Origin of the sequence: Corallococcus macrosporus, assembly GCF_017302985.1 — a bacterium.
Lineage (GTDB): Bacteria > Myxococcota > Myxococcia > Myxococcales > Myxococcaceae > Corallococcus > Corallococcus macrosporus_A.
Genome location: NZ_JAFIMU010000007.1, coordinates 3,439,056 through 3,463,619 on the forward strand (window position 1 = coordinate 3,439,056; position 24,564 = coordinate 3,463,619).

At 72.5% G+C, this 24,564-nt stretch carries 18 protein-coding genes and 1 pseudogene; 10 read left to right on the plus strand and 9 right to left on the minus strand.

The annotated features are described in order from the left end of the window. Window positions 1–110 precede the first annotated feature (110 nt). Window positions 111–599, plus strand: coding sequence for a MarR family winged helix-turn-helix transcriptional regulator (locus JYK02_RS26780; RefSeq protein WP_207055070.1), 489 nt, complete (start codon window positions 111–113; stop codon window positions 597–599). A gap of 42 nt (window positions 600–641) precedes the next feature. Here the strand turns inward: JYK02_RS26780 and JYK02_RS26785 are convergent, their stop codons facing one another. The 4 genes from JYK02_RS26785 to JYK02_RS26800 form a co-directional block, all read right to left on the minus strand. Then, complete coding sequence (locus JYK02_RS26785; RefSeq protein WP_207055071.1) at window positions 642–1,433, minus strand: energy transducer TonB; 792 nt, start codon at window positions 1,431–1,433, stop codon at window positions 642–644. Between the two features lie 14 nt (window positions 1,434–1,447). Next, complete coding sequence (locus tag JYK02_RS26790) at window positions 1,448–1,885, minus strand: ExbD/TolR family protein (RefSeq protein ID WP_207055072.1); 438 nt, start codon at window positions 1,883–1,885, stop codon at window positions 1,448–1,450. A 3-nt stretch (window positions 1,886–1,888) separates the two neighbouring features. Continuing rightward, window positions 1,889–2,581, minus strand: coding sequence for a MotA/TolQ/ExbB proton channel family protein (locus JYK02_RS26795; protein WP_207055073.1), 693 nt, complete (start codon window positions 2,579–2,581; stop codon window positions 1,889–1,891). 215 nt (window positions 2,582–2,796) lie between these two features. Continuing rightward, entirely contained in the window at window positions 2,797–3,792 is a 996-nt protein-coding gene (locus JYK02_RS26800) for an aldo/keto reductase family protein (RefSeq protein WP_207055074.1), read from the minus strand. A gap of 158 nt (window positions 3,793–3,950) precedes the next feature. On the opposite strand from JYK02_RS26800, the gene JYK02_RS26805 reads away from it, so the two are divergent. The 9 genes from JYK02_RS26805 (at window position 3,951) to JYK02_RS39915 (ending at window position 15,625) form a co-directional block, all read left to right on the plus strand. Further along, a complete protein-coding gene (locus JYK02_RS26805) occupies window positions 3,951–5,549 on the plus strand; it encodes a hypothetical protein (protein ID WP_207055075.1) in 1,599 nt (532 codons plus the stop codon). 18 nt (window positions 5,550–5,567) lie between these two features. Beyond that, window positions 5,568–6,566, plus strand: a complete 999-nt coding sequence (locus JYK02_RS26810; RefSeq protein ID WP_207055077.1) for an AAA family ATPase — start codon at window positions 5,568–5,570, stop codon at window positions 6,564–6,566. Between the two features lie 4 nt (window positions 6,567–6,570). Next, complete coding sequence (locus JYK02_RS26815) at window positions 6,571–8,373, plus strand: hypothetical protein (RefSeq protein WP_207055078.1); 1,803 nt, start codon at window positions 6,571–6,573, stop codon at window positions 8,371–8,373. Further along, window positions 8,370–9,356: an ABC transporter ATP-binding protein gene (locus JYK02_RS26820; RefSeq protein WP_207055079.1), complete on the plus strand. Its 987-nt coding sequence runs from the start codon at window positions 8,370–8,372 to the stop codon at window positions 9,354–9,356. The genes JYK02_RS26815 and JYK02_RS26820 overlap by 4 nt, the downstream gene beginning before the upstream one ends. After that, window positions 9,353–10,870 (plus strand): ABC transporter permease, encoded by a 1,518-nt coding sequence (locus JYK02_RS26825; RefSeq protein ID WP_207055080.1) that lies wholly within the window; start codon window positions 9,353–9,355, stop codon window positions 10,868–10,870. Before JYK02_RS26820 ends, JYK02_RS26825 begins: the two co-directional genes overlap by 4 nt. Beyond that, entirely contained in the window at window positions 10,867–11,727 is an 861-nt protein-coding gene (locus JYK02_RS26830; protein WP_207055081.1) for a DUF58 domain-containing protein, read from the plus strand. Before JYK02_RS26825 ends, JYK02_RS26830 begins: the two co-directional genes overlap by 4 nt. An 82-nt stretch (window positions 11,728–11,809) precedes the next feature. Further along, complete coding sequence (locus JYK02_RS26835) at window positions 11,810–13,543, plus strand: BatA domain-containing protein (RefSeq protein ID WP_207055082.1); 1,734 nt, start codon at window positions 11,810–11,812, stop codon at window positions 13,541–13,543. Then, complete coding sequence (locus JYK02_RS40515) at window positions 13,540–14,898, plus strand: vWA domain-containing protein (RefSeq protein ID WP_277991407.1); 1,359 nt, start codon at window positions 13,540–13,542, stop codon at window positions 14,896–14,898. Before JYK02_RS26835 ends, JYK02_RS40515 begins: the two co-directional genes overlap by 4 nt. A gap of 352 nt (window positions 14,899–15,250) precedes the next feature. Next, entirely contained in the window at window positions 15,251–15,625 is a 375-nt protein-coding gene (locus JYK02_RS39915; RefSeq protein WP_242588913.1) for a hypothetical protein, read from the plus strand. A 950-nt stretch (window positions 15,626–16,575) separates the two neighbouring features. On the opposite strand, the gene JYK02_RS26845 is transcribed toward JYK02_RS39915, so the two are convergent. From JYK02_RS26845 to JYK02_RS26865, 5 genes and pseudogenes are all read right to left on the minus strand, one after another. Further along, window positions 16,576–19,317 carry a VWA domain-containing protein gene (locus tag JYK02_RS26845; RefSeq protein WP_207055083.1) on the minus strand — a complete coding sequence of 914 codons (2,742 nt, stop codon included), beginning with the start codon at window positions 19,315–19,317 and terminating at the stop codon, window positions 16,576–16,578. Then, on the minus strand, window positions 19,314–21,047 hold the full coding sequence (locus tag JYK02_RS26850) for a BatA domain-containing protein (protein WP_207055082.1): 1,734 nt from the start codon (window positions 21,045–21,047) through the stop codon (window positions 19,314–19,316). Before JYK02_RS26850 ends, JYK02_RS26845 begins: the two co-directional genes overlap by 4 nt. 82 nt (window positions 21,048–21,129) lie before the next feature. After that, window positions 21,130–21,990 (minus strand): DUF58 domain-containing protein, encoded by an 861-nt coding sequence (locus tag JYK02_RS26855; protein ID WP_207055081.1) that lies wholly within the window; start codon window positions 21,988–21,990, stop codon window positions 21,130–21,132. Continuing rightward, on the minus strand, window positions 21,987–23,504 hold the full coding sequence (locus tag JYK02_RS26860; protein WP_207055080.1) for an ABC transporter permease: 1,518 nt from the start codon (window positions 23,502–23,504) through the stop codon (window positions 21,987–21,989). Before JYK02_RS26860 ends, JYK02_RS26855 begins: the two co-directional genes overlap by 4 nt. Next, window positions 23,501–24,486, minus strand: a pseudogene (locus tag JYK02_RS26865) (ABC transporter ATP-binding protein). Before JYK02_RS26865 ends, JYK02_RS26860 begins: the two are co-directional and overlap by 4 nt. Window positions 24,487–24,564 lie beyond the last annotated feature (78 nt).

A 24,564-nucleotide genomic window follows, 5' to 3' on the forward strand; every position in this document is an offset into this window, starting at 1 on the left:
GTGAAAGTACTCCGCACTGTCGGATGTTGGAATATGCGGAATGTAGTAGCGGTCAATGGTTGAGGATGTCAATTGTTTATGTGCGCCCGATGAATTAACGTAACTTCACTATGAACGGTCTCAACGACGGTCCCAGCGAGCAGGTGATGCGTCGGCAGGCGTCCCCCAGTGGCCCGGCCGAGAGCGAGGGTGGGCTCCCCGAGCAGGCGTGGACGCTCCTCTTCGAGCTGCTGCACACGCACATGCGCAACTTCCCCGCGCTGGCGGCGGAGTTCGACCTCTCCCCGGTGCAGGCGCACGTGCTGCGGCAACTGGGCGAGGGAGCGCTGGCGATGAGCACGCTCGCCAACTACCTGTCGTGTGACGCGTCCAACGTGACGGGGCTGGTGGACCGGCTGGAGGCGCGCGGGCTGGTGGAGCGCAAGAGCAGCGAGCAGGACCGCCGCGTGAAGATGCTGGTGCTGACGGAGGCCGGCGCCCAGCTGCGGGGCCGGCTGATGGCGCGGCTGAGCGCGCCGCCTCCGCTCATCGCCGCGATGCCCGACGAGGACTTGGCCTCGCTGCGCGACATCATGCGCCGCGCGCTCAAGACGCAGTAGCGCGGCAGCGGCGCCCCAGTCGCTGGGGCGCCCGGACTTCTTTCAGTCCAGCAGGAAGGTGTACGAGTACTTCATCTCCGTGGCCACCGCCTCGCCGCCCTTGATGGCGGGCTTGAAGCGGAAGCGCCGGATGGCGTCGCGCGCGGCCTCGTTGAGGCCGTAGCCGGGCCCGGAGACGACCTTCACCTGCGTCACCTTGCCCTCCGCGTCGATGGCGATGGACAGCGTGACGGTGCCCTCGATGCCCGCGCGGCGCGCCTCGTCCGGGTAGGGAATCTTCACCTCGGACGCGACGGAGGGCTCCGAGTCCACCTGGTACACGGGCACGTACTTCGGCGCGGAGTAGCCCTTCACGTCCTGGGGCGCCTTCGCGGGGCCGTTGGCCTTGCCGTAGGCGGTGTTGCCCACGGGCGCGGCGAAGGAGCCCGCGCTGGTGGTGGACGACATGGTCATGCCCACCACGAGCGGCGGCGGCTTGGCGTTGGGCTCCGGCGGCGGCGTGTCGTTGGGCGGCGGCGGGGCCTCCGTCGGGGGCGGGGGCTTGGGCGCCTCCGCGACCTTGATGGGCGGCGGCTTCACCGGCTTCACCTTCGGCGGAGGCGGCGGCGGGGGCTCCTCCTTCTTCTCCTCGGGAGGCGGCGGGGGCGGCGGCTTCTGCACCTCCACCATGACCATCTCCACGGGCTTCTGGGCGGGCGTGAGCTTGCGGCCCTCCAGGGTGGAGAGCAGCCCGAAGCCCACCCCGTGCAGCGCGAGCGACACGAGGAGGAACACGACGAGGAACCGCGTGGAGCGGTCGCGCTGGGGGATGGGGTCGAGGACCGCCTGGCTCATCTTTCGCGGCCTCTTCAGGGCGAGGCGGGCGCGGCCCGTGCGGGGGCCGCGTCCTTCTCGATGTTGAGGGCGAACTTCGCGATGCCCTGGCCCTTCACCACGTCGATGAGGCGCATCACGCGGCCGTAGGCGAGCGTCTGGTCCGCGCTGATGATGGCGCGCGTGTCCTTGTCCTTGGCCACGGCCTCCGTCACGCGGCGGGACAGGTCCGCCTCCGTCACCTCCGCGCCGTCGAAGTAGAGCTTGCCCTCCTTGTCGAGGACGACGTTCACCAGGCCCTGCACCGTCTCACCGCCGTTGGCGGCGCGGGGCAGGTCCACCTCCACCGTCTCGCGGACGATGAAGTTCGCGGTGACCATGAAGATGATGAGCAGCACCAGCACCACGTCCACCAGCGGGGTGACGTTGATGCCTGAGATTTCCTCGTCGCTGTCGTTCGCGCCGCCGGCCATGGGCTAGTTGCCTCCCGCGGCGCCCGGCTTGCGCGCCTTCATGGCGCCCACGAGCGCGTGGCCCAGGGCGGTGGTGCGGCTGGTGAGCGTCTTCAACTGGCGGTTGAAGATGTTGAAGGCGACGACGGCGGGGATGGCGACGGCGAGGCCCACGGCCGTGGCGACGAGCGCCTCCGAGATGCCGGCCATCACCGTCTGCTGCATGGCGCCGCCCTTGGCGTTCATGGCGCCCAGGTCGTTGAAGGCCTTGATGATGCCGAGCACCGTGCCGAACAGGCCGATGAACGGGGCGTTGTTGCCCAGCGTGCCCAGGATGGACAGGCCGCGCTCGTACTGGGGGCGCTCGCGGGCGACGGTGGACGCGATGACCTGCTCCACGGTGTCGGGGCCCTGCTGCGCGGAGGCCAGGGCCTCGCGGATGACGGAGGCCTCCATGCCCTTCTGGTTCTTCACCTCACCGGCCACGGCGTCGAACTCGCCGCGCGCCAGCCGCACCGCCAGCGCCTCCGAGTTGGGCAGCCGGTGGCGCGAGAAGTAGACCGCGCGCTCCAGCATCACCGCGATGGAGAGGATGGAGAGGATGACGAGCAGCCAGAGCACCCACTCGGCGCTGCCCAGCGTCACCCCGAGCAGCTTGCTGCTCAACCATCCGAGTTCGGGTTGGGCCGCCTGGGCCAGGAGGAAGAAGGACGTCATGTGGGAAATGCCCGGTTCAAGAGTGGGACCGCGTCAACGCGCGGCGCAGTCTCTTGTTCCCCCCGACTCAAAAGTCAAATGGAACGGTCGGAGTTCACCTGGGTGTCGCGCGCTGGTGGACGGGCATGGCGTCGGGAGGGCGCGGATGTCGGATGGCGGGCACCGCATGCGGCGGCGGGGCGGGCGCTGGAGCGCCTGCCCCGTGTCGCGGATTCTCAGGGCCTGCGAGCCGGGCTGCTCGTCTGAGCGGGGTCGCGCTCCACGACGGGACCGATGATGGCGTCGATGCGGCGCATCAGCTCCGCGTCGAGCTTCACGCCCGTGGCCTTCACGTTGTCGAGCACCTGCTCCGGCTTGGAGGCGCCGATGATGGCGGAGGCGACGCTCTTGTTCTGGAGGACCCACGCGACGGACAGCTGCGCGAGCGACAGGCCGGCCTCCTGGGCCAGCGGCTTGAGCTGCTGGACGCGGGTGAGCACGTCGTCGGTCATGAAGTTGGTCATGAACTGCGCGCCCTGCTGATTGGCGGCGCGGGTGTCCGGGGGCGGCGCCTTGCCGGGGAGGTACTTGCCGGTGAGCACGCCCTTGGCGAGCGGGGACCAGACAATCTGGCCCAGACCTTCCGCGTCGGAGGTGGGGATGACCTTGGACTCGATGACCCGCCAGAGCATGGAGTACTGGGGCTGGTTGGAGATGAAGGGCACGCGCAGCTCGCGGGCGAGCTTCGCGCCGGCGGAGATCTGCTCGGCGGTCCATTCCGAGACGCCGATGTAGAGGGCCTTGCCCTGGCGGACGATGTCCGCGAACGCGAGCATGGTCTCCTCCAGGGGCGTCTCCGCGTCGAAGCGGTGGGCCTGGTAGAGGTCCACGTAGTCCGTCTGGAGGCGGCGCAGGGAGCCGTGGATGGACTCGATGATGTGCTTGCGCGACAGGCCGCGGTCGTTCTGGCCGGGGCCGGTGGGCCAGTAGACCTTGGTGAACAGCTCGTAGCCTTCGCGGCGCTGGCCCTTGAGGGCGCGGCCGAGGACGGACTCGGCCTTGGTGCCGGCGTAGACGTCGGCGGTGTCGAAGGTGGTGATGCCGGTGTCGAGCGCGGCCTTCACGCAAGCGACGGCGGCGTCCTCCTCCACCTGGGAGCCATGCGTGAGCCAGTTGCCGTAGGAAATCTCGCTGACCTTCAGACCGCTGCGGCCAAGGAATCGGAAGTTCATAGGGGGCGGCACAGTAATCGCCGGCTGTTGGGGTCGCCCGGGGATTCGCGGTTTCTCGGCGGCTGGAGTCGGACGGACGACCGTCCGCGGCGGGATTCGACCGTTCCCGGGCGTCGCTTGTGAACGGTGGGCCGGGTGTCCGACACTGCCTTCCACGCATGGCCGCCAGTGACGAACGCCGCTTCCAGTCCCTCGTGCTCGCGCCCATCCGGCGCGTGCAGCGGCGGCTCAACGTCGTGGCCTGGACTGGCGCGGGACTGGCTCCTGTCTGGGCCACCGCCACCGCGTGCGTGCTGTGCCGGCTCCTGCTGCGCGACCTGGCTGTCTGGGCTGTGCCTCCGCTCGTCATCGCGGGCCTGGCGTGGTGGTTCGTTCGTGCCCGTTCGCGGGGCGTGTCGCTGGAGTACGCGGCGGTGCTCGCGGACCGTTCCGCGAATGCCGGGGGCCTGCTGCTCACGCGGCTGGAGCGCCCTGTCGGCGAGTGGGAGCTGAGCCTCAACCAGTTCGCCCGGCAGGTGAAGCCTCCGGAGGTTCCCTGGCGCCGGCCCGTGGGCGCGCTGCTGGGGGCGCTCGTGTTCCTCGCCGTGGGGTTCCTCGTTCCGCTTCCGGCGTTGCGCACGTCGAACATCAACGCCGCCGCCGCGACCCAGGTTGCCGCCGTGCAGGCGCAGGCCGAGGCCCTGGCTCGCGAGGAGCCCCTGGGCCCTGACGTCGAGGAGGAGTTGCGCCGGCTGTCGGAGGAGGTCGCGCAGGGCCGCTTCGACTCCGCGGACTGGGAGGCCGCCGATGCTTTGGAGCAGCGGCTCGCCGAACGCGCCTCCGAGGCCGCCGCCGAGCTCAACCGCGCTTCCGAGGCCGCCGCGGAGCTGGAGGATGCGCTCGCCGCCGCCGGGAGTGCCGAGTCCGCCACCCGTGAGCGTGAGTCGCTGGAGCAGGCCCTGATGGCGCTGGATGCTCGCGCCAGTGGGAGCGCGGAGGACTCCGCCGCCGGGGAGCAGGAAGGCCCCGCGTCCGAACGGAACTCGCAGGGCCAGGGCGCCGGTGAACAGGACGGCGAGCAGCAGGGCGGCGACAAGCAGGGCTCGCAGGGACAAGGCGCGGACGGACAGAACGGTGGCGACAAGCAGGGCTCTGGCGCTCAGTCGCGCGAGGCCCAGGCCCGTGCTTCCGCTCGTGCTCAAGCCTCCGGCTCGCCGGATCAGATCGCCGACCTGCGCCGCACGCTGGAGCGCCGGCAGCAATCGCTGGCCCAGCGCTTCGGTGAGGAAAACGCGTCGCGCGGGAACCGGGGCGCCCAGGCCCGGCGTCCCACCCAGCGCCAGCAGTCCGGACGGGGACAGGGGCAGGGGCAGCGAGGCCAGCAGGGACAGGGACAAGGCCAGGATGGGCAGGGCGAAGGTGGAGAGGGCGACGGCGAGGGCCAGCAGGGCAGCAGTCAGCACGCGAGCCGGAACACCCGACAGGGTGAGGGCGCGGGCGTGGGCCGGGGCGGGGAGAGCCAGCCGCTCGTCTTCGGCGGTGAGGCGGAGATGGATCCGGAGCGGCTCGCCTTCCAGCCGCTGCCGGAGGGGAATGGCGGTGAGGCGGAGGAGCTGTGGGGCCTTCGCGCCGCGGATCCGCAGGCCCGTACGGGGCAGGCGGGGCCGTCCAGCGCGAAGGGCACGGGCGCGCAGGGCGATGCGACGGCGGGACCGACCTCCGGTCCGCTGCTGCCTCGCAACCGCGACCTGGTGAAGCGGTACTTCGGTGGTCCGTAGTCCAGAAGGGGGAACGACGTGGCAGCGGAGCTTTTGAGTCCCGCCGAGGCACAGGGCGCGGCGGACGTGGCCTCCCGGCTCAAGGCCGGGCTCAACCAGGTGATGCTCGACCAGGAGACGGTCGTCGAGCAGGTCGTGACGGCGGTGCTCGCCCGGGGCCACGTGCTCCTGGAGGGCCTGCCCGGCCTGGGCAAGACGGAGCTGTGCAAGGCCCTGGCGCGGCTGTTGTCGCTGCCCTTCCGCCGCATCCAGTTCACCCCCGACCTGCTGCCCGGCGACATCACCGGCACCTACGTGCTGGAGGGCGAAGCGCGCCGCGACTTCGTCTTCCGCGAGGGCCCCCTCTTCGCGAGCCTCGTCCTCGCGGATGAGATCAACCGCTCCAGCCCGAAGACGCAGTCCGCGCTGCTGGAGGCGATGCAGGAGCGCTCGGTGACGGTGCTGGGGCAGACGCGGCCCCTGCCCGATCCGTTCTTCGTGCTCGCCACGCAGAACCCCATCGAGCTCGAAGGCACGTATCCGCTGCCTGAGGCGCAGCTGGACCGCTTCCTCTTCCGCATCCTCGTGCCGCCCGTCGGCTCGAAGACGTTGCGCACGCTGCTCACCACGCGCGTGCGCGGCGCGCCTCCCGCGCTGGAGCCGGTGCTGGATGCGCAGGGACTGGCGCGCCTGTTCTCCGCCGTGGACCGCGTGCACCTGCCCGGCCCGGTGGCGGACTTCATCGGCCGGCTGGTGGAGGCGTCCGACCCGCGCCAGGCCTCCGCCCCCGAGCCCGTGCGCCGCTTCGTGCGCTTCGGCGCGAGCCCCCGCGCCGCGCTGGCCCTGGCCGCCGCGGGCCGAGCGCGCGCGCTGCTCGATGGCCGCCCCAACGTGGGCTTCGACGACGTGGTGGCCGCCGCGCCCGCTGCCCTCAACCACCGCCTGGTGCTGGCCTACGAGGCGTCGTTGGAGAAGGTGTCCGCGCCGGACGTGGTGCGCGAGCTGCTCAAGGCCACGCCCGAGGTGCCCCGTGGTTAGCCGCGTGTCCCTGGCCGGCGCCGTGCTGCTCGGAGCCCTGCTCTGGACGGGCCTGCCGGGTGTGCCCGGTGGAACGGTGGCGTTCGCGACCGGCCCGGCGATGGAGGAGGTGGCCGTGCCAGCGGCGGCGGTGGCGGTGCCGGCGACGGTGGAGGAGGCGCGGGAGAAGGAGCCCGAAGGCAGCGGCTACCGCGAGGTGTCGGAATCGGCGGACACCTTCCCCGACCTGGGCGACCTCAAGGCCACCGTGCGCGGGGTCACGCTGGTGCCGAACCGGGGCTACACGCCCCTCCAGGTGACGGTGCACAACACCAGTGGCCAGCCGCGTCCGGTGCGCCTGTCCGTCCACTCGCAGGGGCGCGTCGTGGAGCGCTCGCTGCAACTGGCGCCTCGCGAGCGCACCGTCACGTGGCTCCTGCTGCCCGCGGACCTGCAGTCGGGGACGCTCCACATGGACTCGCCCGGCATGGACACCGCGGCCCACGGCTTCTACCTGGACAGCTACCGGGGCGCGCGCGTGATGGTGCTGGGCGACGTGAAGGCCTTCGAGAAGGCGACCGGGTTGAGCCGCGCGGTGGAGAACACGGAGCCGCTTGTCGCCACGCGCTTCGTGGATCCGCACATCGCGCCGCGTGAGCTGGCCGCCTACGCGGGCTACGACGCGGTGCTGGTGGCGGCGCCGGCGGATCAGGTGCCCGACGACGTCTGGGCGGTGCTGGAGGCGTTCGCCGTGAGCGGCGGCAAGCTGGTGCTCGACCAGCCCCCCGCGAATCCGCGCCTGCGCTTCCCGCTGCTCCAGGACGACAAGGCGGAGCTGTCGCTCTACGGTTTCGGAACCGTGCGCCAGTTCCGCGAGTGCCGGACGCGCGCGCCGGGCTGCGGCTTCGACCTGGGGGTGGACGCGGAACGGTCGCCGGCCGTGGTGGTGCCCGCGGGCCCGCCGCCCCGGTGGGAGCGCAACGACCTGCTGAGCGACGGGCGGATGCCGCTGCTCTCCAGCGCCCGCGCGCCCGTGGGCCGCTTCCTGCTGCTCATCTTCCTCTTCTCGCTCGCGGTGGGGCCCGGCGGGTGGATGCTCGCCCGGCGGAAGGGGCCGCTCGCGGTGCTCATCGCCGTGCCCTCGCTGGCGGCCCTCACGTGTCTGGGATTGGTGGCGTGGTCGGTGCTGGTGGACGGCTTCAGCGTGCACACCGCGCGCTACAGCCTCACGCTGCTGGACCGCGAGCGGGCGCGCGCGGTGACGGTGGGCCTCAACGCCTGGTACGCCAACCTCGCCGAGGACGGCGTGCGCATGCCCGCCTCCAGCGTGCTGCTGGCCCCGAAGGAGCCGGAGGATCCGCCGCGCTCGCTGGACTGGACGAACGGGCTGGCGGTGAAGAACAGCTTCCTGCCCTCGCGCAGCTACCGCGAGTGGGGCGAGGTCGCCGTGATTCCCTCTCGCGCGCGGCTGACGGTGCGCAGGTCGGGCGCCACCGTGCAGGTGCAGAACGCGCTGGGGGCGCCCCTGCGGGGCGGCACGCTGAGGCTGGACGGCTGGCTCTGGAACCTGCCGGAGATTGCGGACGGCGCGGAGGGGACGGCCACGAAGGGCATCGAGGGGACGACGGTGACCGACCTGCTGGAGTTCCAGGGCGAGCCGTCCTACCGCTTCCCGGGGGCGGTGCCCGCCCTGGCGATGCCGCTGGACGAAGGGACGTTCGTGGCGCGGCTGGGCGGGCGCGGCTTCACGCCCACGGCGGTGATGGACGTGGAGCTGGAGGCCTCGCAGCACGTGGTGCGCGGCCAGGTCGAGGAGGCACGACGATGAGCCTGCTGGAGGTGAAGGGGCTGCGGCGCGACTACGGGGCGCTGCGCGCGGTGGACAACGTGTCGTTCAACCTGGAGGCCGGGAGCATCCTGGGCTTCATCGGGCCCAACGGCGCGGGCAAGAGCACCACGCTGCGCATCCTGGCCACGCTGGACGTGCCCACTTCGGGGACGGTGCTGCTGGACGGCACGTCGCTGGTGGACGCGCCGGACCGGGCCCGGCCGCTGCTGGGCTACATGCCGGACCGCTACGGCACCTACGACGACATCACCGTGAAGGAGTTCCTGGACTTCTTCGCGCGTGCGTACGGGCTGAAGGGCGCGCAGCGCAAGCAGCGCGTGGACTCGGTGATGGAGTTCACCGGGCTGGGGCCGCTGGCGGAGAAGCTCACCACGGAGCTGTCCAAGGGCATGCGTCAGCGCGTGGCGCTGGGGCGCACGCTCTTGCACGACCCGAGGCTCCTGCTGCTGGACGAACCGGCGGACGGGTTGGATCCGCGCGCGCGCATCGAGCTGCGGGAGTTGCTGCGCGCGCTGGCGGATCAGGGCAAGGCGGTCATCATCTCCAGCCACATCCTCACGGAGCTGGCGGAGATCTGCGACAGCTGCGTCATCATCGAGCAGGGGCGCCTGCTGGCCCAGGGCAAGGTGGAGGACCTGCTGCGCCAGAGCGCGGGCCCGTCCCGTGTGACGGAGCTGACGGTGCGGCTGGCGGCGGCGGGTGACGAGGGTGAAGCGCTGTGGGCGCGCACGGAGCGCACGCTGCTGGAGCAGCCGCGCGTGAAGGACGTGTCGCGCGAGGGCGGCGCGCTGCGCGTGCGGCTGGAACTGGAGGCGGACGCGGGGCCGGCGCAGGCGGAGGCGGCCGCGGCGGTGCTGCTGGCGGCACTGGTGGCGCAGGGGCTGCCGGTGTGCGCGTTCAGCCCGCGCGAGCGCAACCTGGAGGACGCGTTCATGACGGTGACGAAGGGGAGGGTGGCGTGAGCACGCAAGCAAGTCCCGCGTCGGGCGCGGCCGAGTCCGCCCCGGGTGTCCCCGCCGTGACGTCCGACCGCTGGGAGAAGTGGGGCGACCGGCTCAACCCGCTGGTGGTGAAGGAGGTGCGGCAGGGGCTGCGCACGCGCGTGTTCTGGGTGTGCTTCGGGCTGTTGCTCGCGGCGTGCCTGGTGCTGTCGCTCATCGCGTTCGCCAACACGCACGCCAGCACGTACACGCGCGAGGGGCGCACGTACTTCTTCTCCTTCTTCGTGTGCCTGGCGCTGGTGCACTTCGGCGTCATCCCCTTCAACGCGTACCGCTCGCTGGCGCGCGAGCGCGAGGACGAGACGTGGTCGCTGCTGCTGCTCACGGGGCTGGGGCCCCGGCGCATCCTGGGCGGCAAGGTGGCGTCGTTCCTGGTGCAGGCGGCGCTGTACGCGTCGGCGGTGGGGCCGTTCCTGCTGTTCAGCTACTTCCTCAACGGCATCGACCTGCCCACCATCCTGATGGTGCTGCTGATGGGCGGAGCGTGGATGGTGTTCCTCACGCTCGTGTCGGTGTGCGCGGCGACGCTGGCGGACAGCCGGATGGGGCGGGCCGCGGTGCGGCTGGCGCTGGTGGGCGTGCTGGTGGTGACGTTCTTCCAGACGCTGACGTTCACCTTCGTGGTGACGCAGGAGCGCGGCAGCGGGTTCTCGTTCGACCGGGACTTCTTCCTGGGGCTGGGCGCGGCGTTCTGGGCGCTCGTGTCGACCGGCTGGCTGGTGTTCGAGACGGCGGTGTCGAGGCTGTCGCTGGTGACGGAGGACTACACGCGCCATCCCCGGCGGGCGCTGGTGGTGCAGATGGTCCTGACGTTCGTGGGGATGACGGCGGTGTGGTGGTGGCAGGGCAAGGACAACGACATCCCCGAGGTGATGGGCATGCTGGGAGGCCTGCACCTCATCTTCGCCACCCTCTTCATGGGGACGGACGTGGACGGGCAGTCGCGTCCCCTGCGCGCGGGAACTCGGGCCTGGTCGCTGCTCAAGCCCGGGGCGCTGCGCGGGTTCCGGCTGTCGGTGCTGCTGCTCGTGGGCTGGGCGGCCGGGTGCACGGTGCTGCTGTGGATGTCGGACGACTCGACGAGGACCCTGCGGATGACGATGCCGGTCATGGCGCTGGGGCTCTACGGGGTGCTGTATCTGTCGGTGGCGCTGCTGCTGGGACGGATGCCGCGCTCGGGGCGGTTCGCGTCGCCGGTGTCGGTGCGGCTGCTCTACGTCCTGGTGGGCGTGCTGGGGGCCGGGGTGCCGCCGCTGCTGGCGGTGTTCCTGGACCTGGAGGGGCGCGATGAATTGCTCAACCTGCTCAACCCGGTGCTGGGGACGCTGAACTTCGGCCGGTACGACTACAGCGACCCGAGCGGCCTGAAGATGCCGCCGGAGCTGCTGCTGTGCGTGGCGCTGGTGGCGTTCCTGGCGGCGTTCGCGGCGGACCGCGTGCTGGCGGACCGCGAGCGGCGGGTCCATCAGCGGTGAGCGCGAGGCTGGATGAGGCGGAGGTGGCGCGGCTGGCGCCGGGCTTGAGCCTGGCCCTGCCGCGCCTGCCGCAGCGGGGACGGGTGGGCGAGGTGCGTGCCACGTCCGCGGGCAGCGCGATGGAGCTGCACGACTTCCGCGCGTACCAGCCGGGGGATGACCTGCGGCAGCTGGACTGGAACGCGGTGGCGCGCACGGGGGAGCTGGTGTTGCGCGTGCGCCAGGACGAGGTGTCGCCGCGCGTGGAGGTGCTGCTGGACGGCTCGCGCAGCATGGGGTTGTCGCCGCGCAAGGCGGCGGGGGCTCGGGAGGTGGCGCTGCTGACGGTGGAGGTGGGCGGGAGGCAGGGGTTGACGCCGACGCTGCTGTGGGGCGGGGAGCGGTCGGAGCGGGTGCAGGGGCCGGCGTGCCGCGCGGCGCTGCGGGGCACGGAGTTCGAGGCGCGGGATGACCTGGCGTCGGCGCTGGGACGGCTGCCGCTGTTGCGGCCGTGTGGCTTGCGGGTGGTGGTGAGTGACTTCCTCTTCGAGACGGACCTGGAGGCGCTGTGCGCCCGGCTGTCGCGAGGAGCCTCGGCGCTGTTCCTGGTGCAGGTGCTGGACGCGGAGGACCTGGAGCCCACGGGCGGTGAGGGCGCGCGGCTGGTGGACGCGGAGAGCGGCGTGGCGCTGGAGGAGTTGCTGACGGACGGAGTGCTGGCCGCCTACGCCCGCCGCTTCGCGGAGCACCAGCGCGCGCTGAGGAGCGCGGCGACGCGGGCACGCGGAACGCTGCTCACCGTGAACGCGGCGGAGGGCTTGCGAGCACAGGTCGCGGGACCGCTGCGCGCATTGTTCATCGCGGGAGGCGGGGCGTGAGCTGCGTGGCGCGTGAAGCATGGAGCACGGGCGTGCGTGAGGGCAGGCGCGCTCGCGTGCTGTGCATCGCGGGAGGCGGGGCGTGAGCTTCGGGCTTCCCTGGGGGCTGCTGGCGCTGGGCGCGCTGGTGCCGTTGGTCGCGGCGTACTTCCTGCGCCGCCGGCAGAAGCCGGTGGTGGTGAGCGCGCTGTTCCTCTGGCGCACGCCGCGTCCTCGCGCGGAGGGCGGGCCGCGGTGGGAGCGCTTCACTCGCGAGGCGTCGCTGCTGCTGGAGGTGCTCGCCGTGCTCGCCGCCGCGCTGTATCTGGCGGACGTTCGCTTGGGCGAGACTGCTCGGCGCCGTCACCTCGTGCTGGTCGTGGATGGCAGCCTGTCCATGTCCGCTCGGACTCCGGATGGCAGGACGGTGCTGGAGCACGTGCGCACCGAGGCCGCGAAGCGCGTGGAGACCGAACGCGCGACGCACGTCACGGTGCTCGCGAGCGGTGTGTCGCCCCAGGTCATCGCTGGACCGGAGGCGGAGGCCTCGCGCGCCCTGGGCGCACTGGAGTCCTTCGAGGCTCGCGGGCCGGACCATGACGTCACGGCGTCGCTCCTCTGGGCGCAGGAGCTGGCCGGACCGGGCACGCGCGTGCACTTCTTCACCGACGCGCCACCCTCCACGGACGCGACCGTGCCTCCCTCCGTGCGCTGGACGGCGCTGGGCCGCTCCCAGGGCAACGTGGCGCTGGTCTCCGCACAGCGGCGCGACGAAGGCGGCCGGGCCACCGTGACGCTGCGGGTGGCTCGCTTCGGCGCGGGTCCTTCGGAAATCGAAGCTCGCGTGCGCGCCGCACCGGGACCGGGCGCTCGCGAGGGCACTGAGCGCACGGAGCGCATCCCGCTGCCGGAAGAGGGCGCCGCGACGGTGCACCTCACGTTCCGCGAGGCCGGCGACGTGGAGGTGTTCCTGCCGGACGACGCGCTCCCCGATGACGGACACGTGCGCCTGCCTCCGTCCCCCGTGATGCCGGTGGCGGTGGGGCTGACGGAGGGCCTGTCGCCCGCGTCGAAGCAGGCGCTGGAGCGCTTCCTGGCGGTGTCTCCCGACGTGGCGCATGGCACTCCCGTTCCCGGTGCGCCGGTGCTGTCCGTGGGCCCCGCGCGCGCGGAGGCCCGCGTGACGCTGGGCGCGGAAGGACCGCTGCGCACCTTCGTGGGGCCGTTCTTCATGGAGAAGGGCAGCTCGCTGATGGACGACGTACAGCTCGCGGGCGTGCGGTGGACGGCGGGCGCGAACCCTCCGGGCCGTCCGCTGATGACCGCGGGCGAGGCCGTGCTCGTGTCGGAAGAGGAGGGCGGACGGCTGCACCTCAACGTGGACCTGGCGCGCTCCAACCTCCAGCGCACCACCGCCTGGCCCGTGCTGTTGGGCAACGTGGTGCGTGAAGCGCGGCGGCTGCGCGAAGGCTTCCCCCGACATCAGCTCAACCTGGGCGAGTCGCTCGCCGTGGTGACGGAAGCCGGGGCTCGCTACGCGCTGAAGGGGCCCTCGGGGCGCAAGCCCGTGTTCGGCGCGGGCGCGCTGAGCCTCCCAGCGCCCACCCACCCCGGCCGCTATGTGCTGGAGCGCGAGGGCCGGGACGTGGACTCGCTGGAGGTGCTGGCGCTGGATGCGCGGGAGTCGGACCTGCGCGGCCGGGGCAGTACCGACGTGCCCGCGAAGGAAGCAGGCGAGGACTCCGAAGAGACCGGCGGCCATGAGCGCGCCCGCTGGCCCCTGGTGGTGCTGCTGGCCGCGCTGCTGGCGGACTTCTACGTCACGAGGAAGGCATGACCTTCACCCTTCCCCAGGCGTGGCTGCTGCTGTTGCCGCTGGGCCTCTTCCTGTGGCGCCATGGCCGGAGACCCGGCCCGCCCATGGTGCTGCGCTGGGCGCTGCTGGTGCTCGGCGTGGGCGCGCTGGCCGGGCCGGAGCTGCGGCTGGCCAACGCGGGCAGCGACGTGGCCGTGGTGGTGGACCGCTCGCGCTCCATGCCGCTGGACGTGGACCGCGTGGCGCAGGAGCTGATTTCGCTGGTGGAGTCCCAGCGCCGGCCGGGCGACCGCGTGGGCGTCATCACCTACGGTCGCGAGGCCCGGGTGGAGTCTCCGCTGTCGGAGGTCGGCCGGTTCGGCGGCTTCACGCGGCCGGTGGACGCGGAGGCGTCGGACCTGTCGGCCGCGCTGGATGCGCGGGCGCGCTCATTCCCGCTGAACGCACGGGCCGGGTGCTCGTGGTGTCCGACGGGCGGGCCACGGGCGCGGATGCTCGGGGCGCGACGCGGCGGCTGGCGGCGCGAGGCATCGCGGTGGACTACCGGCAGGTGTCCCGTCCGGAGCCCGCGCTGGACGTGGCCGTCGTGTCCCTGGACGTGCCCGCCACCGTCTCCGTGCGCGAGCCCTTCCAGTTCTCCCGCCGTGGTGCAGGCCACCTCCGCCGTCACCGGCACCGTGCGCCTGGAGCGCGACGGGAAGGTGCTGGTGAAGGGCCGTTCGACTTCAAGCCCGGCCCCAACCTGTTTGCCCCTTCGCGACCTGCTGGAGGAGCCGGGGCTCGTGCGCTACCGGCTCACGGTGGAGGTGCCCGGCGACGGCGTCCCCGAGAACGACGTGGGCGTGGGCGTACTGCGAGTGGAGGGCCCGCCGCGCGTGCTGCTGCTCACCTCGCAGCCCTCGGGCACGCTGGCGAAGGCGCTGTCGGCGACGGGAATGGAGGTGGACGTGAAGGCGCCGTTCCACCTGTCGCTGGAGGCGCTCGATGGGGTGGGCGTGGTGGTGCTGGAGAACGTGGACGCCAACGCGCTTGGCGAGACGGGCTTGAACGCGCTGGCGGACTACGTGGACCAGGCCGGCGGCGGGCTGGTGATGACGGGAGGGCGTTCGAGCTTCGGCGAGGGCGGCTACCGGCGTTCCCCCGTGGAGCCGTTGCTGCCCGTGTCGCTGGAGATGCGCGAGGAGCAGCGGCGCGCGTCGGTGGCGATGAGCGTGCTCATGGATTCCAGCTGCTCCATGGGCATGCAGGTGCCGGACGGCCGCACGAAGATGGAGCTGGCCGCGGAGGGCGTGACGGCGGCGCTCACGCTGCTCAACGCGAACGACGAAGCCTCCGTGCACATGGTGGACACGGAGCCGCACGAGTCTTCCCGCTGAGCCCCGTGAGCGACGCCTGCCGCTGGCCAGGTGGCGAGGGGCTTCAGCGGCGGTGGCGCATCTACTGGGCGCGGCCCTGCGAGCGGGCCGCAAGGAGATCCTCCGCAGCGACAAGCCCACGCGGCACGTGGTGCTGTTCTCCGACGCGGCGGACTCCGAGAGCCGGACGACTACCAGGCGACGCTGGCCGCGCTGCGGAGGCCCACGTGACGGTGTCCGTCATCGGCCTGGGCAAGCCCACGGATCCGGACGCGGACCTGCTGCGCGAGGTGGCCCGGCGCGGAGAAGGGCGCATCTACTTCGCGGAAGACGCCATGAGCCTGCCGCGCATCTTCAGCCAGGGACGCTCGCGGTGGCGAGGGCCACGTTCGTGGACGAGCCCGCGTCGATGGAGGCCGCGCCGGACCTGCCGCTGCTGGGGCCGCTGCCGACGACGGGGCTGCCGCAGGTGGGCGGCTACAACCTCACCTACCTGAAGCCCCGCGCGAACGTGGCGCTGCGCACGCTGGACACCAACGCCGCGCCGGTGCTGGCGCTGTGGCCGCATGGAGCCGGGCGCACGGTGGCGCTCACGGCGGAGGTGGACGGCAAGTACACGGCGAGCTGCGCGAGTGGAGCGCGCTGCGGGCGACGCTGGAGGCGGTGGTGCGCTGGTCGATGGGGCGGGCCACGCCGAAGGAGGAGGCGGTGGTGCGCTCGGAGCGCCAGGGCAACCTGCTGCGAGTGACGTTGGACCTGCCGCCGGAGAGCCGATGCCGGAGCACTGCCCACGGCGGTGTTTGCTGTCAGGCGACGGCGCTCGGGCGCGGAGAAGCCGCTGCACTGGGAGGATGAGGACCGGCTGGTGGTCGAGTATCCCCTGAGCGGCAGCGGCACTGGCATCCGGTGGTGAAGTGGGGCGGGCGCGTGTTGAGGGCGCCACCGGTAGCGCTGCCCTACGCGCCGGAGTTCGAACCGGGCAGCGCGAAGGAGGGGCTCAAGCTCCTGCGAGCCCTGGCGGCGGTGGGAGGCGGCCAGGAGCGGCTGTCGATGACAGGCCTGTTCGCGGAGGCGCCGGAGTCCGAGGGCCGCGTGCCGCTGGCTCGTGGCTGTGGCGTTCGCGCTGGCGGCGATGCTGGCGGAAGTGGCCGTGCGCCGGTTCCTCTCCGCGCCCCGAGTGAAAGCAGCCCGGGAGCGGCCCGCGAAGGACGCCAGGGCACGAGGGCCGGCGGAAGCACCGCGCACCGACGCAAGACCCCACCGCGACACCGACCCGGCCTGCGCCAGAGGAGCCAACCCAGCAGAAGCCGGAACCCCCAAGCCGCCCGCCGGAGTGGACTCCGCGCTGGAAGCCGCACGCGCCGTGCACGGCGCCGCACAGGGCGCTGAACGCTGAGCTCCAAGGAATGCCCCATCGCCCTGGGGCCGGACCACCAGGCGGGAACCTCCGCCGAGTGGCGTCCAAACCTGTCCGACAGTCGGACAGTTCCCGCGACGCGCGTGAGTGGAGCCCCCAAGTCGAAGCTCGCCAAACTGGTCCGACAGTCGACCAGTTTGGAGACTTCGACTTGGGGGCTCCTCACGCCGCGTCGCGGGAACCTGTCCGACTGTCGGACAGGTTTGGACGCCACTCGGCGGGAGGTTCCCGCCTGGTGGTCCGGCCCCAGGGCGATGGGGCATTCCTTGGAGCTCAGCGTTTCAGCGCCCTGTGCGGCGCCGTGCACGGGCGCGTGCGGCTTCCAGCGCGGAGTCCACTCCGGCGGGCGGCTTCGGGGGTTCCGGCTTCTGCTGGGTTGGCTCCTCTGGCGCAGGCCGGGTCGGTGTCGCGGTGGGTCTTGCGTCGGTGCGCGGTGCTTCCGCCGGCCCTCGTGCCCTGGCGTCCTTCGCGGGCCGCTCCCGGGCTGCTTTCACTCGGGGCGCGGAGAGGAACCGGCGCACGGCCACTTCCGCCAGCATCGCCGCCAGCGCGAACGCCACCAGCCACGGAGCCAGCGGCACGCGGCCCTCGGACTCCGGCGCCTCCGCGAACAGGCCTGTCATCGACAGCCGCTCCTGGCCGCCTCCCACCGCCGCCAGGGCTCGCAGGAGCTTGAGCCCCTCCTTCGCGCTGCCCGGTTCGAACTCCGGCGCGTAGGGCAGCGCTACCGGTGGCGCCCTCAACACGCGCCCGCCCCACTTCACCACCGGATGCCAGGTGCCGCTGCCGCTCAGGGGATACTCGACCACCAGCCGGTCCTCATCCTCCCAGTGCAGCGGCTTCTCCGCGCCCGAGCGGCCGTCGCCTGACAGCAACACCGCCGTGGGCAGTGCTCCCGGCATCGGCTCTCCCGGCGGCAGGTCCAACGTCACTCGCAGCAGGTTGCCCTGGCGCTCCGAGCGCACCACCGCCTCCTCCTTCGGCGTGGCCCGCCCCATCGACCAGCGCACCACCGCCTCCAGCGTCGCCCGCAGCGCGCTCCACTCGCGCAGCTCGCCCGTGTACTTGCCGTCCACCTCCGCCGTGAGCGCCACCGTGCGCCCGGCTCCATGCGGCCACAGCGCCAGCACCGGCGCGGCGTTGGTGTCCAGCGTGCGCAGCGCCACGTTCGCGCGGGGCTTCAGGTAGGTGAGGTTGTAGCCGCCCACCTGCGGCAGCCCCGTCGTCGGCAGCGGCCCCAGCAGCGGCAGGTCCGGCGCGGCCTCCATCGACGCGGGCTCGTCCACGAACGTGGCCCTCGCCACCGCGAGCGTCTCCTGGCTGAAGATGCGCGGCAGGCTCATGGCGTCTTCCGCGAAGTAGATGCGCCCTTCTCCGCGCCGGGCCACCTCGCGCAGCAGGTCCGCGTCCGGATCCGTGGGCTTGCCCAGGCCGATGACGGACACCGTCACGTGGGCCTCCCGCAGCGCGGCCAGCGTCGCCTGGTAGTCGTCCGGCTCCTCGGAGTCCGCCGCGTCGGAGAACAGCACCACGTGCCGCGTGGGCTTGTCGCTGCGGAGGATCTCCTTGCGGCCCGCTCGCAGGGCCGCGCCCACGTAGATGCCGCCACCGCCGCTGAAGCCCCTCGCCACCTGGCCCAGCGGCAGGCCGTCGCTCACGGGGCTCAGCGGGAAGACCTCGTGCGGCTCCGTGTCCACCATGTGCACGGAGGCTTCGTCGTTCGCGTTGAGCAGCGTGAGCGCCGCCGTCACGCCCTCCGCGGCCAGCTCCATCTTCGTGCGGCCGTCCGGCACCTGCATGCCCATGGAGCAGCTGGAATCCATGAGCACGCTCATCGCCACCGACGCGCGCCGCTGCTCCTCGCGCATCTCCAGCGACACGGGCAGCAACGGCTCCACGGGGGAACGCCGGTAGCCGCCCTCGCCGAAGCTCGAACGCCCTCCCGTCATCACCAGCCCGCCGCCGGCCTGGTCCACGTAGTCCGCCAGCGCGTTCAAGCCCGTCTCGCCAAGCGCGTTGGCGTCCACGTTCTCCAGCACCACCACGCCCACCCCATCGAGCGCCTCCAGCGACAGGTGGAACGGCGCCTTCACGTCCACCTCCATTCCCGTCGCCGACAGCGCCTTCGCCAGCGTGCCCGAGGGCTGCGAGGTGAGCAGCAGCACGCGCGGCGGGCCCTCCACTCGCAGTACGCCCACGCCCACGTCGTTCTCGGGGACGCCGTCGCCGGGCACCTCCACCGTGAGCCGGTAGCGCACGAGCCCCGGCTCCTCCAGCAGGTCGCGAAGGGGCAACAGGTTGGGGCCGGGCTTGAAGTCGAACGGCCCCTTCACCAGCACCTTCCCGTCGCGCTCCAGGCGCACGGTGCCGGTGACGGCGGAGGTGGCCTGCACCACGGCGGAGAACTGGAAGGGCTCGCGCACGGAGACGGTGGCGGGCACGTCCAGGGACACGACGGCCACGTCCAGCGCGGGCTCCGGACGGGACACCTGCCGGTAGTCCACCGCGATGCCTCGCGCCGCCAGCCGCCGCGTCGCGCCCCGAGCATCCGCGCCCGTGGCCCGCCCGTCGGACACCACGAGCACCCGGCCCGTGCGTTCAGCGGGAATGAGCGCGCCCGCCGCATCCAGCGCGGCCGACAGGTCCGACGCCTCCGCGTCCACCGGCCGCGTGAAGCCGCCGAACCGGCCGACCTCCGACAGCGGAGACTCCACCCGGGCCTCGCGACCGTAGGTGATGACGCCCACGCGGTCGCCCGGCCGGCGCTGGGACTCCACCAGCGAAATCAGCTCCTGCGCCACGCGGTCCACGTCCAGCGGCATGGAGCGCGAGCGGTCCACCACCACGGCCACGTCGCTGCCCGCGTTGGCCAGCCGCAGCTCCGGCCCGGCCAGCGCGCCCACGCCGAGCACCAGCAGCGCCCAGCGCAGCACCATGGGCGGGCCGGGTCTCCGGCCATGGCGCCACAGGAAGAGGCCCAGCGGCAACAGCAGCAGCCACGCCTGGGGAAGGGTGAAGGTCATGCCTTCCTCGTGACGTAGAAGTCCGCCAGCAGCGCGGCCAGCAGCACCACCAGGGGCCAGCGGGCGCGCTCATGGCCGCCGGTCTCTTCGGAGTCCTCGCCTGCTTCCTTCGCGGGCACGTCGGTACTGCCCCGGCCGCGCAGGTCCGACTCCCGCGCATCCAGCGCCAGCACCTCCAGCGAGTCCACGTCCCGGCCCTCGCGCTCCAGCACATAGCGGCCGGGGTGGGTGGGCGCTGGGAGGCTCAGCGCGCCCGCGCCGAACACGGGCTTGCGCCCCGAGGGCCCCTTCAGCGCGTAGCGAGCCCCGGCTTCCGTCACCACGGCGAGCGACTCGCCCAGGTTGAGCTGATGTCGGGGGAAGCCTTCGCGCAGCCGCCGCGCTTCACGCACCACGTTGCCCAACAGCACGGGCCAGGCGGTGGTGCGCTGGAGGTTGGAGCGCGCCAGGTCCACGTTGAGGTGCAGCCGTCCGCCCTCCTCTTCCGACACGAGCACGGCCTCGCCCGCGGTCATCAGCGGACGGCCCGGAGGGTTCGCGCCCGCCGTCCACCGCACGCCCGCGAGCTGTACGTCGTCCATCAGCGAGCTGCCCTTCTCCATGAAGAACGGCCCCACGAAGGTGCGCAGCGGTCCTTCCGCGCCCAGCGTCACGCGGGCCTCCGCGCGCGCGGGGCCCACGGACAGCACCGGCGCACCGGGAACGGGAGTGCCATGCGCCACGTCGGGAGACACCGCCAGGAAGCGCTCCAGCGCCTGCTTCGACGCGGGCGACAGGCCCTCCGTCAGCCCCACCGCCACCGGCATCACGGGGGACGGAGGCAGGCGCACGTGTCCGTCATCGGGGAGCGCGTCGTCCGGCAGGAACACCTCCACGTCGCCGGCCTCGCGGAACGTGAGGTGCACCGTCGCGGCGCCCTCTTCCGGCAGCGGGATGCGCTCCGTGCGCTCAGTGCCCTCGCGAGCGCCCGGTCCCGGTGCGGCGCGCACGCGAGCTTCGATTTCCGAAGGACCCGCGCCGAAGCGAGCCACCCGCAGCGTCACGGTGGCCCGGCCGCCTTCGTCGCGCCGCTGTGCGGAGACCAGCGCCACGTTGCCCTGGGAGCGGCCCAGCGCCGTCCAGCGCACGGAGGGAGGCACGGTCGCGTCCGTGGAGGGTGGCGCGTCGGTGAAGAAGTGCACGCGCGTGCCCGGTCCGGCCAGCTCCTGCGCCCAGAGGAGCGACGCCGTGACGTCATGGTCCGGCCCGCGAGCCTCGAAGGACTCCAGTGCGCCCAGGGCGCGCGAGGCCTCCGCCTCCGGTCCAGCGATGACCTGGGGCGACACACCGCTCGCGAGCACCGTGACGTGCGTCGCGCGTTCGGTCTCCACGCGCTTCGCGGCCTCGGTGCGCACGTGCTCCAGCACCGTCCTGCCATCCGGAGTCCGAGCGGACATGGACAGGCTGCCATCCACGACCAGCACGAGGTGACGGCGCCGAGCAGTCTCGCCCAAGCGAACGTCCGCCAGATACAGCGCGGCGGCGAGCACGGCGAGCACCTCCAGCAGCAGCGACGCCTCGCGAGTGAAGCGCTCCCACCGCGGCCCGCCCTCCGCGCGAGGACGCGGCGTGCGCCAGAGGAACAGCGCGCTCACCACCACCGGCTTCTGCCGGCGGCGCAGGAAGTACGCCGCGACCAACGGCACCAGCGCGCCCAGCGCCAGCAGCCCCCAGGGAAGCCCGAAGCTCACGCCCCGCCTCCCGCGATGCACAGCACGCGAGCGCGCCTGCCCTCACGCACGCCCGTGCTCCATGCTTCACGCGCCACGCAGCTCACGCCCCGCCTCCCGCGATGAACAATGCGCGCAGCGGTCCCGCGACCTGTGCTCGCAAGCCCTCCGCCGCGTTCACGGTGAGCAGCGTTCCGCGTGCCCGCGTCGCCGCGCTCCTCAGCGCGCGCTGGTGCTCCGCGAAGCGGCGGGCGTAGGCGGCCAGCACTCCGTCCGTCAGCAACTCCTCCAGCGCCACGCCGCTCTCCGCGTCCACCAGCCGCGCGCCCTCACCGCCCGTGGGCTCCAGGTCCTCCGCGTCCAGCACCTGCACCAGGAACAGCGCCGAGGCTCCTCGCGACAGCCGGGCGCACAGCGCCTCCAGGTCCGTCTCGAAGAGGAAGTCACTCACCACCACCCGCAAGCCACACGGCCGCAACAGCGGCAGCCGTCCCAGCGCCGACGCCAGGTCATCCCGCGCCTCGAACTCCGTGCCCCGCAGCGCCGCGCGGCACGCCGGCCCCTGCACCCGCTCCGACCGCTCCCCGCCCCACAGCAGCGTCGGCGTCAACCCCTGCCTCCCGCCCACCTCCACCGTCAGCAGCGCCACCTCCCGAGCCCCCGCCGCCTTGCGCGGCGACAACCCCATGCTGCGCGAGCCGTCCAGCAGCACCTCCACGCGCGGCGACACCTCGTCCTGGCGCACGCGCAACACCAGCTCCCCCGTGCGCGCCACCGCGTTCCAGTCCAGCTGCCGCAGGTCATCCCCCGGCTGGTACGCGCGGAAGTCGTGCAGCTCCATCGCGCTGCCCGCGGACGTGGCACGCACCTCGCCCACCCGTCCCCGCTGCGGCAGGCGCGGCAGGGCCAGGCTCAAGCCCGGCGCCAGCCGCGCCACCTCCGCCTCATCCAGCCTCGCGCTCACCGCTGATGGACCCGCCGCTCGCGGTCCGCCAGCACGCGGTCCGCCGCGAACGCCGCCAGGAACGCCACCAGCGCCACGCACAGCAGCAGCTCCGGCGGCATCTTCAGGCCGCTCGGGTCGCTGTAGTCGTACCGGCCGAAGTTCAGCGTCCCCAGCACCGGGTTGAGCAGGTTGAGCAATTCATCGCGCCCCTCCAGGTCCAGGAACACCGCCAGCAGCGGCGGCACCCCGGCCCCCAGCACGCCCACCAGGACGTAGAGCAGCCGCACCGACACCGGCGACGCGAACCGCCCCGAGCGCGGCATCCGTCCCAGCAGCAGCGCCACCGACAGATACAGCACCCCGTAGAGCCCCAGCGCCATGACCGGCATCGTCATCCGCAGGGTCCTCGTCGAGTCGTCCGACATCCACAGCAGCACCGTGCACCCGGCCGCCCAGCCCACGAGCAGCAGCACCGACAGCCGGAACCCGCGCAGCGCCCCGGGCTTGAGCAGCGACCAGGCCCGAGTTCCCGCGCGCAGGGGACGCGACTGCCCGTCCACGTCCGTCCCCATGAAGAGGGTGGCGAAGATGAGGTGCAGGCCTCCCAGCATGCCCATCACCTCGGGGATGTCGTTGTCCTTGCCCTGCCACCACCACACCGCCGTCATCCCCACGAACGTCAGGACCATCTGCACCACCAGCGCCCGCCGGGGATGGCGCGTGTAGTCCTCCGTCACCAGCGACAGCCTCGACACCGCCGTCTCGAACACCAGCCAGCCGGTCGACACGAGCGCCCAGAACGCCGCGCCCAGCCCCAGGAAGAAGTCCCGGTCGAACGAGAACCCGCTGCCGCGCTCCTGCGTCACCACGAAGGTGAACGTCAGCGTCTGGAAGAACGTCACCACCAGCACGCCCACCAGCGCCAGCCGCACCGCGGCCCGCCCCATCCGGCTGTCCGCCAGCGTCGCCGCGCACACCGACACGAGCGTGAGGAACACCATCCACGCTCCGCCCATCAGCAGCACCATCAGGATGGTGGGCAGGTCGATGCCGTTGAGGAAGTAGCTGAACAGCAGGAACGGCCCCACCGCCGACGCGTACAGCGCCGCCTGCACCAGGAACGACGCCACCTTGCCGCCCAGGATGCGCCGGGGCCCCAGCCCCGTGAGCAGCAGCAGCGACCACGTCTCGTCCTCGCGCTCGCGCGCCAGCGAGCGGTACGCGTTGAAGGGGATGACGCCGAAGTGCACCAGCGCCAGGCACACGAAGAAGGAGAAGAAGTACGTGCGCCCCTCGCGCGTGTACGTGCTGGCGTGCGTGTTGGCGAACGCGATGAGCGACAGCACCAGGCACGCCGCGAGCAACAGCCCGAAGCACACCCAGAACACGCGCGTGCGCAGCCCCTGCCGCACCTCCTTCACCACCAGCGGGTTGAGCCGGTCGCCCCACTTCTCCCAGCGGTCGGACGTCACGGCGGGGACACCCGGGGCGGACTCGGCCGCGCCCGACGCGGGACTTGCTTGCGTGCTCACGCCACCCTCCCCTTCGTCACCGTCATGAACGCGTCCTCCAGTTGCGCTCGCGCGGGCTGAACGCGCACACCGGCAGCCCCTGCGCCACCAGTGCCGCCAGCAGCACCGCCGCGGCCGCCTCCGCCTGCGCCGGCCCCGCGTCCGCCTCCAGTTCCAGCCGCACGCGCAGCGCGCCGCCCTCGCGCGACACGTCCTTCACGCGCGGCTGCTCCAGCAGCGTGCGCTCCGTGCGCGCCCACAGCGCTTCACCCTCGTCACCCGCCGCCGCCAGCCGCACCGTCAGCTCCGTCACACGGGACGGGCCCGCGCTCTGGCGCAGCAGGTCCTCCACCTTGCCCTGGGCCAGCAGGCGCCCCTGCTCGATGATGACGCAGCTGTCGCAGATCTCCGCCAGCTCCGTGAGGATGTGGCTGGAGATGATGACCGCCTTGCCCTGATCCGCCAGCGCGCGCAGCAACTCCCGCAGCTCGATGCGCGCGCGCGGATCCAACCCGTCCGCCGGTTCGTCCAGCAGCAGGAGCCTCGGGTCGTGCAAGAGCGTGCGCCCCAGCGCCACGCGCTGACGCATGCCCTTGGACAGCTCCGTGGTGAGCTTCTCCGCCAGCGGCCCCAGCCCGGTGAACTCCATCACCGAGTCCACGCGCTGCTTGCGCTGCGCGCCCTTCAGCCCGTACGCACGCGCGAAGAAGTCCAGGAACTCCTTCACGGTGATGTCGTCGTAGGTGCCGTAGCGGTCCGGCATGTAGCCCAGCAGCGGCCGGGCCCGGTCCGGCGCGTCCACCAGCGACGTGCCGTCCAGCAGCACCGTCCCCGAAGTGGGCACGTCCAGCGTGGCCAGGATGCGCAGCGTGGTGCTCTTGCCCGCGCCGTTGGGCCCGATGAAGCCCAGGATGCTCCCGGCCTCCAGGTTGAACGACACGTTGTCCACCGCGCGCAGCGCCCCGTAGTCGCGCCGCAGCCCCTTCACCTCCAGCAGGCTCATCGTCGTGCCTCCTCGACCTGGCCGCGCACCACGTGCTGCGAGGCCTCCAGCTCCACGTCCATCACCGCGTGGGCGTGA